The following is a 15,263-nucleotide window of genomic DNA, read 5'->3' on the forward strand; positions in this document are numbered from 1 at the left end:
TTCACTCAATAATCAGGACCCAATCATTCCCAATACCTGATGAAGGGGGTGATATTTTAATTGTATCATTATGGATTGAAAAATCCTTAAATTCAAAGCTCACTCCAGTTCTTGGATCAAACCACCTGGCTTTTTTCTATTGGCATAACGCTTCCCTAATTTTTCTCCAAAGGAAAATGCACTATCCTTGTTAAAAATCTCTGGCCCTTCTCCCCATGAATCTTTGTAAAGCTTGTCTCCCCAAGTCGGCAGGAGTGCAATATGCAACCCAAAACTTTCTGCCAAATCCATTACCTCATCCACATACTTCCAATAGGGTTCATTGAACTCAAGACTCTCCAGAGAAACAAAAGGCAGATCGCCATTGGTGCTGGGTGTCCTCAGCCCATCTATTTCTGCTAATGCGACAGCTTTAATCACATTAAATCCCTGCCTGCTTCTTTTTTCCAAGTAAAATTCTGCCTCTCGAATGTCTGTCCTGTGAAATAATTCCCAAGCCGTATCAGCCATCCAAAAAAACGGTGTACCATCTGGATGAGTAAAAAATCTCCCATTATCAGAAATGCGTATTGGGCCATTTACCTGCGCCTGAAGGCAACAGCTTGCGCCAGTTAATAGAAAAAATAAGATGCACCTCAAGCTCATAATTTATAGATAACTGACTCAAAATAAATTCTCATAACATGCCATCAGTGAATAAGCTGTGGTTTCGTCCTAGTATGTGTTTTCTAAGAACTCCATCACTTTGAAAATCATACTAATATAAATTCCTAAACCTATCCTTTACCTTTGGATCTCAATCCGAATCTATTTTGAGCCAGTCTTTTATTTATTTATTAATGCGCTGTAGGGACAGCCGCAGTGGACTTGCTGTTTTTTTGCCATACAAAAAATATGGCAAAAAGAATGATAAGAATCCCAGGGAAAGAAACCATTCTAAGCAAAGTTTCCTGTCCTGCAGCCAGTTCCAATGCGTCTCCGGTAAGCCCTTCTGCAAGTTTGTTTTCTCTCGAAATGTCAATCCATCTACCTATAATAGGTTGGAAAATGGCTGTAGAAAACATACCCACCCCACCTATGATGGACATACCCAAAGCTCCGCTCAATGGTACCCTTTGCGCGACTGCACCTACCATTACAGGCCAAAAATAACACACGCCAATGGCGAATACCACTGCTGCAAAATAAGCCATAGGACCTGTTACCACACTGAAGAGGTAAATTCCTAATGTTGCGAAAATAGCACCTCCGAGCAATACTCCCGTTTGACCCAAACTTTTCACAACCGGTCCTGCAAAGAAACGTCCTACAGCCATTACTCCTGTGGTCAAAGCCAAGATCAACATTCCACTGGCACCTGAAGCACTCAATACAATATTGGCCCATTGCTGTGGCCCAAATTCAGAGATCGCCGTAAGGGCCATACAGAAGAATAGAAATATGAAAACAGGAGAAAACAATGCTTTAATATTGCTGGATATTGAAGTAACTCCTTCCACAGTAGGTTTTGGGAATGCCTTACCAAAGAACAAGCCTGCGTAAATCACAGTAGGGATCATCAAAACCCACATCTGCATCTGCCATCCAAATCCGAAATCGGTCATAAATTTGGAAATCAAACTTCCCAAAACTATTCCACCTGGGAACCACATATGGAACCTGTTCAGCATTTTGTTCATCTTCAATCCTGAATACATGTCCGCTATCATTGGATTACATGCAGCTTCAGTACAGCCATTTCCAAATCCTATGAACAAGGTGGATATCAACAAACTGGTGTATCCTCCTGCATAAATGGTCATCACTATACCAAGGGTATGGGCTACAAATGCAATTTGCATGATCAACTTTGGGCCAAGCTTGTGATAGAACAAGCCTCCAAGAATCATAGAAATCGGGAATCCAAGGAACCACATGGAGTTAATAAAACCAAGTTGTTCGGCATTAAGGTCAAATTTCACTCCTAATTCAGGAAGAATACCTGCCCTGATGGCAAAGGTGAATGCTGTAGTGATCAGTGCAAAACAGCTTGCATTAAACAAAGCTGATTTGTTGATATTTTCGTTCATGTTGATTGGGTTTAAAAGGTTATTGATGTTGATAAAGATTGTGGTGATTTGATAAAATCATTCGGAAAATATGAAAAATAATAGAGACTGCCTTTTTCTTTATGTAAAAAATATATCCTGATTGTGTTCAGCGCAAAAATATTGGTTTAAAGTAGCAAGAAATACATCATAATATCCAAGATAAAAACATCTTCTTTCTCCTAATCCGGGTATAAATTAAGTATTTTAATAAGCCGCAAGTTCTCATTTTAGATTTATCAAAAACTGAAAATCCACATTATAGTCACTTCATTATTACCAGATTCTTGCTCACTTTTTCATTTACACCAAATCGCTCGCTATCATATTTAAGGGTTACTACATACGTACCTGTAGGCACAAGTTCTCCAGAAAACGTCCCATCCCATTGACAGAAAGATACTCTTGACTGAACATCCAAATCTTCGCAGAAAAATATCAATTGTCCCTGTCTGTTGTGGATCCAAACTTGAGCACTCTCTACCGCATCGTTGACAAACACTTCAAAAAGCTTTTCAGGATCAGTCAAAACCATCCCTGTTGGAAACACATATTGGAAATCACAATCTTCAAATGTTTCGAATTCTGCTTCAAATGGACAGCCATCTGCATTGGTCACAACCAAAGAATAGGCTCCTACCAAAAGAGGTCTGAATGTAGGGTCTGTTGATACCAGGCTGCCATTGAAGTACCATTCATAAGATTCAAACTCGCCTGGATTGATGGTTTCGGACAAATTAATTTCCTGACATACCGAATAAGAATCATTTACTTCTGGACGTGTATCATCTAGAGTTCTCAGAACCAGAAGTACGTCACTCCCCAATTCGCAACCATATTCATCCAAAACCAAAACTTCATAAGTACCTTCTTCTTCTATTGCAATGCTCCTTTCTCCATCAAACATACTCAATGCAGTCAACTCCCCATCAGGATCAATAAAAATCCACCTGAAATCTGAATTGAAATCCTCTCTTTCTAATACTGCCGTCAAAACGGTAAATGGAGCATCCGGACAAAATGGATCTGCTTCGATTTCAACTTCCACCGAAAAAATCGGTTCCACCACATTAAACTGAACAGGATCTATGGCACAAAAACCACTTCCTCTTGGCTGAACCTCAAGGAAAAAGGTTTCATAGGCTGTAGGTATCCAAGACACACCTCTACCGACTATTTCCCCTTGGTTGTTTCTCCATCGTATGGTGACGGATTCAGGGTCTCTACCAAAAAGTTCAGCTTCATAAACCATATTACCAAAACAATCTCTGGTAACAAGTTCCACATCAAACTCTAATGGTTCGGAAACATTTACCTGAAAATCAATTCTTCTCGGACAACGTTCTGGATCACTGGATTTTTCCCTTCCCAAAATGGAATAATTACCCCCTTCAGTCAAATCAAAAGATTCGCCTGAATCAAATGTCCCGATTACCTGACCTTCTCTAGACAGTTCAAATTCCAGATCTCCGTTCCCAGATGGACTCAAGGCAAAAGACTCACAGATATTGATATTGGAAGGTACTGAAAAAGACACCCTATTTCTTCTTTCCACATCCAACACAGATTCCCAAGGGATGGTGCAGCCATTAGTATCTGTGATTTCGAAGGCATAAAAATCACCGGGTAAATCAATCGTAAAAGAAGTTAGGTTGGGTATTGGGGCTTCCTCAATTACACCTCCATTACCGGTCACCAACCTATATTCTCCTTCGATGATCCCATTGATAAATGTTATTTCTAAGGTACCCTCATTAATCCCAAGACCATTGCAGGACTCAGCTATTACATTTACATCATATACCTCCTGGGCTTCAGGCCCCAAAGAAGGAACAATAACAATACTTGTCTTAAAGCAGCCATTGGTTTCAGCTTCTATGGTGTAAATTCCTGGGGGAATATTATCAAATGGAATTACTTCACCATCCGTGAAATTAAAACCTTCGTATCCCAATTCTATGATTTTAAGGTTACCAATGTTACTTTCAACTTCTATTTCAAAAGCACCGTCATTGGTAGAACATGATGAAGCTGGACTCACATTTTGAGAGATATATTCCGGTCCATCAGTCAAGGTAAAGGGGATGGACCTTTCCGAGACACAGTTGGGATTCTGGGGATTTACCACACTAAAAAATATGGTATAATTACCCGGACCGTTAAGATCAGTTTCAGTATTTAGATTAAGTGAGAAAGAATTCCCCAAATCAGACCTGTCTGATTCGCCCTGCTTGATCACAGACCAGTCGCCTCTTAAGGGGGTATCAGCTGTCACTTGAACTGTTTGACCTCCACACCCTTCGTCCTGACTGATAGACAATACAAAATCATCCGGTGGCCCCACGTAAGTAGAACCTGTAATCAAGCAATCCTGTCCCCCTTCTGAATTGGTAAAAAACAGGGCCACGAAATAGGATCCTTCTTGCGACACCACTAGCTCATTTTGATTTCCAACCTGATTTCCAGCGGCATTAGTCCATTCAAAAGTATATTGATTCAATTGCGGGGTGTTTTCAGGTAAGGCGCTTATGGTGGTAGGTTCATCACCACAAAGCAGGTAATCCGGCCTCAAAGTAATCTCAGGACCTTGAATAACCTCGACATTTCTGGAACCTGAAAATACTGTTTCATTAGACCCTCTTGTAACCTCCAATGAAACAGTATGATTTCCTAAAGAATTAAATCTAATGGGTACTGTTTCATAAATCTCCCCCCTACCCGATCTGGAAAAAATTTCATTCCCTGAAGGGTCAGTCACCGTCCATGAATATCTGTCTGTAGCAGGAATTCCACCAGCTGAGAATTCAGCTATAACACTGCCGAATACCGCGCAGAGCCTTTCCGGTCCAGTCAATTCCGGGTCATTCCTTAATTCAAACAGAATAATATTATTGTTTGAGAAGCTTAAAAAGCTGAAAAACAAAAAAATGAACAGGATACAATATTTAATGCTATTGGTAAACATCAGGCTTCTTTAACAAGAGATGGATGAATAAGCTGCAATACTAGCACAATAACTATAAAAATTCATAAATTATTGTGAAGAGAGCTAAATTCAATCTCCAAAAACAATACCAATATTCTATTCTATAACAGTAAGACTTGTAAGCTTGGTCTCTTCTATTCCTTCTTGAATATTTTTGTATCTTATTCTCACAGCATAAGCGCCTATTGGAATTTTCTCGCCATTGTAGAAACCATCCCAAATACACATTTCTGTATTCTCCAGAATATTTCTTTCAGAACAGTTAAACACTTCTTGACCCCACTTATTGAAAATCCAGATGTCCAGTTCATCTACCAGATAGTTGGAAAAGATAATAAAGTTTCGCTCGGGATCACCAGGTATAATTGCATTGGGATGAGCAATCCTGAGCTCACACTCTTCCTCTACCTCAAATGTGGTCATATATTCACAGTTTTCCTGACTATTTACCACTAAGGTGTATGTACCTACTATCTGAGGCTTATAACTTGATGAGGTAGACACTAATTCCTCCTCCAAAAACCAAGAATAAGTACTGAAATTCCCAGGGTTAATTGTTTCACCGATTTCGTATTCCGCACAAATCTGATACACCTCTTTAACTTCAGGCCTGACATCATCTATACTTTTACTGATAAATACTGATTGGTCACCTAAAAGACAGTCTAATCTATTGAAAACCCTGGCTTCGTACCAACCCTCACTGTCGGCGATGATTTCGGTCAGATCCTCGAAGCTTCCCAATATTTCAGTATTTCCATCGATCCCTGTAAAAACCCATTCTATTCTATCAACCACTTCAATATTATCAATATCCAGTTCGATAATGGTGGACTCATCATCGGGGCAAATTACACCAGCGATCAATTCGACATTTACAGAAAGTACGGGCTGGACTATTTCAAATTCAAATGGAAGTACATCACAAGGCAGGCTGCCCGCAGGTTGGACTTCCAAAGTATAAATTCCTGGCGTGGAAGTTGAAAAGATAGGCTCGGAACCAAGCAATCTTCCAGATTGATCACTCCAATATATCAAAACATCTTCAAGCTGATAAGGTGCAAAATTAGCGGCATAGGTAAACTCTCCGTCACAGGTCTGGTTGACCAATTCGGGTGAAAAAACCACAGCATCAATAACCCTTACTTGGAAGGATTTTTCATTTGGACACACGGGGTTTTGCGGATCTTCACCTCTGATAAGATATTCCCCTGTCTGATCTAACACAAAAGTCTCTGAAGCAGTAGCTGTGACTTCGGTACCATCTGGATAGGTAAGTATATAATTAAGGGGGAAATTGCTTTCCGGTATCCATTCATATCTTTCACATATAACCAACTCTTCCTCAGGAACTTCAAACTGCGTCAGGTTGTCGCTGATTTCTAGATCAATATTGGTCCTACCTATTTCGCAAGTGGTATTTATACTGTTGTAAACAGTAACTTCATAAGTACCTGATAAAGTAGCTACAATACTTGATGAATTTTCTTCCTCTGTAAGAACTGTAATCTTCCCTTCCTCATCAAAATACCTCCATCTAATTCTACCTACATTTTCAAAATCGGTATCCAAAGATATTGTTGCATCAGGGCCAAATGGACATAATAAACTTGTTTCCAGATTTACAGGCACACTCAAAACGGGTTCAGGAACAAAAAATTTTGTCGGTGGAGTTGGACATGTTCCCAAAATATTTCGTGGTTGCATTTCAAGCTCATATTCCCCATAGGTAACTGGGGACATATTGACACCGGTACTTACCACTTCTCCAGCTTCGTCATACCATCTAATCCTCACTTCGCTTGGATCATAATTAAGGATATTTGCCTCCCAAACTTGGTTTCCTACACAGTCTTGGGAAAGAAATTCAATTTCAAACTCTACGGGGTCTACATCTTCTATACTCATCTCAACTTTTGTTGGGCAAATCTCTTCAGGAAAATCCAAATGCCTACCAATCAATTCATAATCCCCTGCCTCTGTTATGGTAAATGTTTGCCCAAACCGCTCCTCTCCGGTAGCTAAATTTCTTAAAAGAAATTCAAGAGGTTGTGTTGTTTCAGGAACAAGTTCATATACTTCACAGAATTTAAATGATGTTGGAACACTGAATTCAACCTGAGGAAGGCCAGGCACTTCAATTCTTTCAATAAAAGGTACCATACACCGATTATCCTTTTCATCTTCTTCATCCTCTCCACCTTCCTCATCTTCATCACCTTCGTCTTCTGTTGGCTCTTCAGGAATAAAAACTTCAAAGTAAAACACACCCCCAGGCACTTCAATAACAAACTCAATATTCTCCAATTCTTCACTTTCCAAGACACCTGTCCCAACCAAATCTCCTCTTTCAGTATATAGTTCGTAAATAAGGTCAATAGGACCGTTTTCAAAAAAAACTGTAAAGCTTCCATTATTTTTACCTTCATCTGAGCAAGTTTCAGGAACTATGCTATCCGGGTCTACTGAAAACCTCAATTGATCAGGCACATCCTGAAGAGTTACCACTGTCCCTAAAGTAAACCTACAGCCATTGGAAAATGCTTCAAAAGTATACACCCCAGATTTTAGTCCAGGAATTACAAGTTCCTCTCCGGCAGACAAGGAAAACCCAGGACCATTTGTTTCTTCGTCGATGACATAATAAATCAAATCTATATCACCATCTGCAAAAATTCTTAAAGCTCCATCCTCAGCCAAACATTCAGAAGCGCTGTTTTCTTCTTCAATTCTGAATTGGGGATTTTGGCCAAATGAAAAATCATGAGTTTTCCTGATCACACATGAGGGATTGTTTTCATTGACCAGCTCAAAAATCAAAGTGTAATCACCAAAACCTGGCAGATTAGCTGTAGATAATTGAAGAAAACTTGATTGATTGATAAAAACTTCAGGCTCACCTGCTGTTTGGTAGTACCATCTTCCTTGAGCTTGGGGTTCAGCAGAAGCAACCACAACATTTCCTGGACAGAAGTTCACTCCATTGACATCCAATTCAAAATCCACAGCAAAGCGAACCTGCGTGGTCAATATATTCTCACACTCTGCTTCTCCAAGTGAATTTGGTAAGAAATATTTGACTTGGAATTCTCCTTCATCATCCACCAATAGCTCATTATCAGTAGAAACTACTACCCCGTTTTCATCTGTCCACTCAAATGAATAATCTGCCAGACCAACTGTAGATGGGTCCAACGCCCTCAAAGTAAGTTCGTCTCCAGGACATAGAGCATAATCATCCAATAGGGAAACCTCCGCTCCTGGAAGTACCTCTACCACTTTCGTCAAATTTGAAACCGGGATTCCACCTCTAGTAATTATTAAATTGAAGGTATGTGTTCCGGGCTGGGAAAATGTAAAAGCCAAAGTCTGTAAGGATTCCCCTCCCTGAAAAATTCTGGGAGGTCCGGTAGGCTCTGAAATGGTCCACCTATAAACGTCTGTATCAGCATCACCCCCTCCAAAAAACTCCTCTATCCTGTTACCGGTGATTAGGCATACCTTTTCAGGACCTTCTATTACAAATCCATCGTCTAAAGAATCTAAAGGGAGATGATTGGTTGTTATTGCAGATTTACTAAGGATAAACCCAAATGTGCCCACAATCAATACTAAAGTCAGCCAGTAAATTTTGGCTGAGAATATTTGTTTTGATTGTTTCATTCAAGGAATGTGCAGTTTGTGGACATTTTTTTGAAAAGTATGAAAACAAATCTACAACTTTATCCAATTGAAAAAAACAGCCTTTTCAACATAAGTTAATGATAATGTAATATTTATCAATAACTGCTTTTAACGGACAAACAACCACTCCTTTTCATCACCTGCCCATTCGTAACCATCTTGGTTGAATAATTTCAATTTTTCGGGATCAGTGATCCTATTTTTAATGATATAATCGGTCATCAATCCCCTTGCTTGCTTGGCAAAAAGCCCTATGACCTGGTACTTTCCATTTCGATACTCCTTAAAAACAGGAGAAATGACCTTAGATTTAATGGCTTTATCATCCACTGCCTTAAAATATTCCTGAGATGCCAGATTGATAACCGCAGAACCATCAGCTGCCTTATCAATGGCTTTGGCTATCCTTTGCCCCCAAAACTCATAAAGATTTTTACCTCTTTTGTTTTCTACTTTGATTCCCATTTCCAATCTGTATGGCTGGATCAGGTCCAGTGGCTTCAGCAATCCATACAGTCCCGAAAGTATCCTAAGGTGATTTTGGGCAAAATCAAAATCCTCCACTGTATAGTTGTCTACATCAATTTTAGTATAAACATCACCCTTAAACGCCAACAAGGCCTGCTTGGCATGTTCAGGTTCAAAAGTTTTTTTGAAATTCTTATATCTCCCTTCATTCAACTCAGCCAGTTTTTCGGATATCCCCATCATTTTCATCAGGTCTTCTTTGCTCTTCTTTTTCATGATAGAAACAAGTTCAAAAGTATCCTTCTGAAATTCAGGCTGTGTTTGAAGGCTAATATCGGTACTGTTAAAATCGAGGGTTTTTGCAGGAGAAATCAGTATTACCATTTTATCTTTTTTACTCTATAACTGTAATTGACCGGGTAATTGTTTGGGTGAGGTTTTGATTATTGCTTCTGTACCTTACCATGACAGGATAGGTTCCAATAGGAACAACCTGTCCTTTTACCAAACCATCCCAAGTGCAAATAGGTTCTTCCCCTGGCACATTCTCATTTTGGCAATAATAAATCAATTCTCCCCATCTATTATAAATTAAAACCTCCACTTCATCGATAAAATCGTTGGCAAAAAGCACAAAAAGACGGTCAGGATCACTTGGCCTCATCCCATTCGGGAAAATCACCCGAAGTGCGCAATCCTCGATTACTTCAAATGTGATGGTAAACTCACAGCCCGCATCATCAAAAACAAACAGTTCATAAATACCTTCTTCTGTTGGAATAAATGTAGGCGTATCGGCAATTTCCTGCCCGTTGAGTCTCCATGAATAATTCTGATATTCTCCCGGATCAAGCTCAAAGACCACATTCTCCAAGGCACAAATGGTATAGCTATCCTCCAAGACAGGTGCAACTGCTTCAGATCGGATGATCTGAATCTGCTCTCTTGCAACCACACAGCCAAAGTCATTTACAATTTCTACTTGATACAGGCCTGCCTCCAGCACAGTAATATCAGCCTCCATAAAAAACTGTGGCAGCAATGTACGGGAAGATCCTGACAACCTGTACCAATTGATTTCCAGTGAACCTTCTAAGTCTCCCAAAATAGATACAATTGTGAATACATCTTCTCCGCAGAATGGCAATGCTTCCAAAGAAATATCCAATGGACCACCTAAATCGGTCACGTTAAAATCAATCGCACTTGGCGGACATAATCCCCCAGCAGCCGGCTGCACCTCCACTGTATAGTTGCCAGTAGCTGCTGGGAAAAATATAGGATTGCGGCTAAGGATGTCTCCTGATTCATTTTTCCAGAAAATCCTTACATCCGCTGGGGCAAGTCCATTAAGGTCCAAAGAGTAGAATACGCCTCTATCACAATCATCTTCTGGATCATTTAATGAAAAGACAATCCCCGGATTGATATTGATGACCATTTGTCTGCTTCTGTCACAGATATCCGGATCGCTTGAAATGGCTGTTATGGTATAAGTACCGGATTGGGTGATTTGATAATTGGTACCATCGGATGAGTTGACTAGGTTTCCAAACTCATCTTCAAGCCTATACCCTAAATCCGGATCAGGAGAACTAGGTGCAAATTCAAACACCTCACAGGCTTCAACATTTGAAGGTACTGAAAATTCAGCTTGCTGTTTTTCATTTACAATATAAAGCCCATCCGCAGGAATATCACACCCATCTTCATCTGTAATTTCCAAAGCATAAGTCCCGGCTGGTACATTGATGATTACTTCCATTTCATTGGAAAAGACTCCTGTGAACTCTTCTCCTGTGTCCTGTCTTACTGCCAAATAGCCTCCACTTGCCGGACCATTCGGAAATTGCACAAGCAGCCTTCCGTCTGTGACACCACCTGGTTCGCACTCCTCATCTTCGGCAATTACTGTAAACCCTTCAATTTCGGCAGGAGGATTGAGGTTTTGAATTACAGCAGTTTGAATAAATTCACATCCAAATTCACCCTCTAATAATAAAGTATACAGTCCAGGCTCCAAATCACTGAAGACTGGCAAAACTTCACCAGCTGAGATATTGCTCTGTACAAAGTTAAGCTCCGGGATTTCCAATCTATCAATATCTGTTAAAGCTGTAAGCTCAAAACTACCATTTGGAGTATCGCAATCATCCGCATCGGTCAAAACGAGAATTTCAACAGCAGGTAAAGCGTATACCGTCAACTCAGCCCTCTTTTCAAACAAACAATCTTCTATGATCGGATCTTCTCCCACAAAAATAATATCATAGACACCTGGAGAAGGAAGAGTTACCGGTTCCAATTCCAATTCAAAAAATCTACCTAAAGAAACCCTGTTGCCTGAACCCTGAACTTCATAAAACCATTCTCCTTCCAAAGGAGTATTTGGTGCAAAAACTACCAACTCTTCATCATAACAAACCTCTTCTGCACTTTGATTCAGATCAAAGTCAAAAGCTGGCCCTACAAAAACCTCCTTACTGGCCGGGCAGACATCAAACAATTCCCCTTCCGCCCCTTCTGGAATCCTGTAGGAAACAGTCACCGTGTAAATGCTCTCTTCGGTGACTGTAATTGTATTGGAGTCTCTATCTCCAAATGCTTGACCGGCTGCATTTCTCCATTCAAAATCATAGAGACCTTCTTCTGGGTCATAACCTTCAATGGCTGTCAATTCTACAGGAGAATCAGCACAAAGGACAACATCATCAGGCAAAGTCAATTCCGGTGGAGCCACCACTAGCACTTCCATACTTTCTTCAAAATATCCTACCTCATCGCATCGGTCCACTCTTAATGTCACTGTAAATAAGCCTTCTCTGGAAAAAGGATGTTCCAATTCCTGAAAATCCTCACCCAAACCTCCAAAATTCTGAAGCTCAAACTCACCATCTTCATGTTGGATAGTCCAGAAATAAGCATCAATATCGGGCTCTCCACCTCCTTCAAATAATCCTATTCCCCCTTCATCCGGATCCAGACAAATCCTCTCCGGACCGGCAAGAGCGGGCTCTGGAATACTGCTTCCTGACTGTTGTACAAAGGCAGGAAGTCCAAGATTGGAACTGGTACCAGCCACCAAGTTCACCCCATCTTCCCGGTAATTGCTATCGAAGCAGTTCACTCCAGCATTGATCTGTCCAACTGAGGATTGACCAGGTCTTGCCACGTAAATTTGACCATCCGGTCCAATCTGTACTGCTCCAAAAGGGCCATCCGTACTCAGGGTATTTCTGATCGGAGAATTAAGTATGCAATTTTCTCTCTCAGCCCTACTGTTGGCACTGTTGAAGCATTGTGCACAGGCCAAATCGGGATCTTCAGCATCCGGATCATCAGGATCTCTCACCATCTCCGGTGTTTTAATCAAAAACTCTTCGATTTTTCCTCCCCCACCAAGATAAGACACAAACACCCTACTACCGTCATTGGAAAATTCCACCCCATAAATATCCTCATTGTTACAGCCAAGATCTAAAAGCGCGTACTCTGACAGCCTACCTGTACCTTGATCAAAATCAAAAATCTCCAATCTGCTACAAGCACCATCCTGAACAGTGACAGCAACTTGACTTCCATCGGGGCTGAACTTCATGGTTCCCACCCCTGTATTGAACCCATGCGTGGATCCTACAGAAGAAAAAACAGGTCTACCTATTCCAAATTGGGTTACGGGGTAAGACCTGAAGGTATTATTCCCCAGTTCGTGAAATAGTACCCAAGTCGTATCGCCAGAAGCCAATGCAGCCGATTGCTCTGTACTGGGGCTAAACAGGAAATTGCCTTTGGAAACTACATTTCCGACCCCTGTAGGGTTGTCGGCCTTGATATCTATTACTGAATATTTAACTCTGCTACTTCCATCTGCTGCTCTTTGGGTAGTGAAAACATAAAAGACTGTCTCCTGTTGCGGGATAGGAACTGCGATCACACTTTCCGCAGCCTGATTGCTCCCTCCAATGTTGTCTCCGTTTTCCATCGGATCTCCATTGAGATCCCATACTGTTTCTCCATCTGTGTAGAACAGCACCTGTCCGGTTTCATCAGAAATGGTCGTAGTTCCGGCGGGAATATTATTCGGGTGGGAAACAGGTCTTGGTACCGGAAGATCGGGATTATCCGGATCAATATTAAAGTCCAATCCCGCTCCATCACCAAAGTACCAGATATTATTACTTTGGTCAGGTAGATCCCATATTTTTACACGGACTTCAGCGTAAGCATAACATTCTGACCCCTGTTCACGAACCAAAACCCAGTAAAGCCCCGGAAGATCCACACAATTGTTTTGGTCTGTTACCCAACCTTCAGCCCTTCTGTTGGACCAGAAATATTCGTAATTGCCTCCACCTCCAGGCCCTCCAATGTTCGGATTTTCTCCTCCTTGACCACCACCCTGCTGCACTTCCAGCATGGAGCCTATATCTACGCAGGCACCCTCACAAACAGTAGTATCCTGAGCACTGAAATCAGCTTCAAGGTCATTTTCTAGCAAATTAATGGTCTTGGGGATGGTTCTGGTAGATCCATCCGCAAAAGTCACTGTCAAAGTCACTTCTATGGATTCTCCTTGCGCTGCTTCTTCAGGAATCAGCAAATGTTCCTGATTGAAATCAATGTCTATAGGCTCACCATCTTCATCAGTGAGAGGCGGGTTAAATGACCATTCAAAGCTGACTGGCCTGTAATTTTCCGGTGTAATCTGTGAGGTAAGCTGTATGGGGTTATTGGCACAGGGAATCTCAGGCTCCCAAGTAAAATCGACATCAGGACCCACATCCTGATTGGGAGCAAATTGGGGGAATACCCGGCCACAAAAATCCGTTCCGTTAAAAGGGTCTTCGTTTAGCTCGATTTCAAGAATTTCCTCTTCGTCGGGATTATCGACTCTACCGACCAGTTGAGGCCCTCCCTCTACTTCTTCATATATATAATAAAGCCTGCCATCAGGACCGGTTTTGATATCATATATTTTAAATACATCATTTTCTAAAGGTATAAGCTCAGGTTCAGCTGACAATTCATTGACCGGAACTCTAAGCAATTCGTTTCCTCTGGAAAAATACAAAAACGTACCGTCCGGCGAAAATGCGGCCCCTTCAATATCTTCTGCCCCTCCTGATTGGCTAACTGTTTCTGGTGAACCAAATGAGCCTGAAGAAGTATCAAAGTCCATCACCACCAAATCATCACCCTCATTTTCAGGAATTAAGATGATTTTCCCGAGCCCCTCATTGTAAATAATTGCCTTGGGTGTAAAGCCAAGCGCTGCATTGTCCGTCTCGGTAAACTGCCCCTGTGTCTCTTCCAATTGTCTTGAAACCAATTGTCCACCTTCAAAACTTAAGAGATATGAGGAGGAATTGGCACTTTTGACAACAGCAATGGCTCCAGAAGCATTACTTATATTCTGATTAAGTTCGATAACCTCCCCAAGAGGAGGCTGATTCCCGGTAGCTCCACCAGGAGCATTCATATCTACGACTGAATATTGCAATTGACCGCCAGGAGTAATGTAAAAAAGATAAAAAAGCCTGTCTCCATCAGGGTCAAAATCAAGGGTGCCTATTGCAACCGATTGTCTGGCATCGGTTTGCCCATTGACTCCATTGGGAGCGCCTTGGATTGGTATGTTATCGTAATTATATACCAAGACGCCATTAGTATAGAATAACACCTGACCCGTAATAGGATCAACGATAACCGCATTATTGTCAGTATTTGAATTTTCGGAACCAATCACTATGGTTCCAGGCAGAGTTCTTACAGTGGGTTCGTCTCCTTTACCAAATGAAATGTAGCTATTTTGCTGTCCTGAACCGCAGTATCCGAAAATCCACTCATTGTTGTTAAAACCTTGCGAAAAACTTTTTTGGATACCCAAACTACAAGTAAGCGCGAATATTATGGTAAAAATTAATTGTAAGGTTATGGAATTAATAAGGCTTTTCATAATTTACACGCTGCATACAAAACAACGACAGGATTCTGGCGTTTAGCTGATGGATTGAGTCAAACAATAAACGAAGAATTAC

The 15,263-nt window shown here is 41.1% G+C and carries 7 protein-coding genes; all 7 read right to left on the reverse strand.

Translation table 11 applies throughout. The features are described 5' to 3' along the window. Position 1: 1 nt before the first annotated feature. The 7 genes from EGN73_RS22815 to EGN73_RS05030 all read right to left on the reverse strand — a co-directional run bounded on the left by EGN73_RS22815 (position 2) and on the right by EGN73_RS05030 (position 15,181). Positions 2-103, reverse strand: coding sequence for a hypothetical protein (locus EGN73_RS22815; protein ID WP_219287391.1), 102 nt, complete (start codon positions 101-103; stop codon positions 2-4). Continuing rightward, positions 100-645: a glycoside hydrolase family 140 protein gene (locus EGN73_RS05005; protein ID WP_219287392.1), complete on the reverse strand. Its 546-nt coding sequence runs from the start codon at positions 643-645 to the stop codon at positions 100-102. Before EGN73_RS05005 ends, EGN73_RS22815 begins: the two co-directional genes overlap by 4 nt. 191 nt (positions 646-836) lie before the next feature. Next, positions 837-2,069: an MFS transporter gene (locus EGN73_RS05010; protein ID WP_219287393.1), complete on the reverse strand. Its 1,233-nt coding sequence runs from the start codon at positions 2,067-2,069 to the stop codon at positions 837-839. A 283-nt stretch (positions 2,070-2,352) separates the two neighbouring features. Next, the gene (locus tag EGN73_RS05015; protein WP_219287396.1) at positions 2,353-5,052 is read right to left on the reverse strand and encodes a gliding motility-associated C-terminal domain-containing protein; all 2,700 of its coding nucleotides are present in this window, start codon (positions 5,050-5,052) and stop codon (positions 2,353-2,355) included. Positions 5,053-5,169: 117 nt separating this feature from the next. Then, positions 5,170-8,736 (reverse strand): gliding motility-associated C-terminal domain-containing protein, encoded by a 3,567-nt coding sequence (locus EGN73_RS05020; protein ID WP_219287397.1) that lies wholly within the window; start codon positions 8,734-8,736, stop codon positions 5,170-5,172. 129 nt (positions 8,737-8,865) lie between these two features. After that, entirely contained in the window at positions 8,866-9,609 is a 744-nt protein-coding gene (yaaA, locus tag EGN73_RS05025; protein WP_219287399.1) for a peroxide stress protein YaaA, read from the reverse strand. Positions 9,610-9,619: 10 nt separating this feature from the next. Beyond that, entirely contained in the window at positions 9,620-15,181 is a 5,562-nt protein-coding gene (locus EGN73_RS05030) for a gliding motility-associated C-terminal domain-containing protein (protein WP_219287400.1), read from the reverse strand. Between the last annotated feature and the right edge of the window lie 82 nt (positions 15,182-15,263).

It is taken from the genome of Arthrospiribacter ruber, from assembly GCF_019343195.1.
GTDB classification, from domain to species: domain Bacteria; phylum Bacteroidota; class Bacteroidia; order Cytophagales; family Cyclobacteriaceae; genus Arthrospiribacter; species Arthrospiribacter ruber.

What these genes read in the sequence shown, in the direction of transcription:
- EGN73_RS05005 (WP_219287392.1), bottom strand. Translation starts at nt 645, where the DNA reads ATGAGCTTGAGGTGCATCTTATTTTTTCTATTAACTGGCGCAAGCTGT.
- EGN73_RS05010 (WP_219287393.1), bottom strand. Translation starts at nt 2,069, where the DNA reads ATGAACGAAAATATCAACAAATCAGCTTTGTTTAATGCAAGCTGTTTT.
- EGN73_RS05015 (WP_219287396.1), bottom strand. Translation starts at nt 5,052, where the DNA reads ATGTTTACCAATAGCATTAAATATTGTATCCTGTTCATTTTTTTGTTT.
- EGN73_RS05020 (WP_219287397.1), bottom strand. Translation starts at nt 8,736, where the DNA reads ATGAAACAATCAAAACAAATATTCTCAGCCAAAATTTACTGGCTGACT.
- yaaA (WP_219287399.1), bottom strand. Translation starts at nt 9,609, where the DNA reads ATGGTAATACTGATTTCTCCTGCAAAAACCCTCGATTTTAACAGTACC.
- EGN73_RS05030 (WP_219287400.1), bottom strand. Translation starts at nt 15,181, where the DNA reads ATGAAAAGCCTTATTAATTCCATAACCTTACAATTAATTTTTACCATA.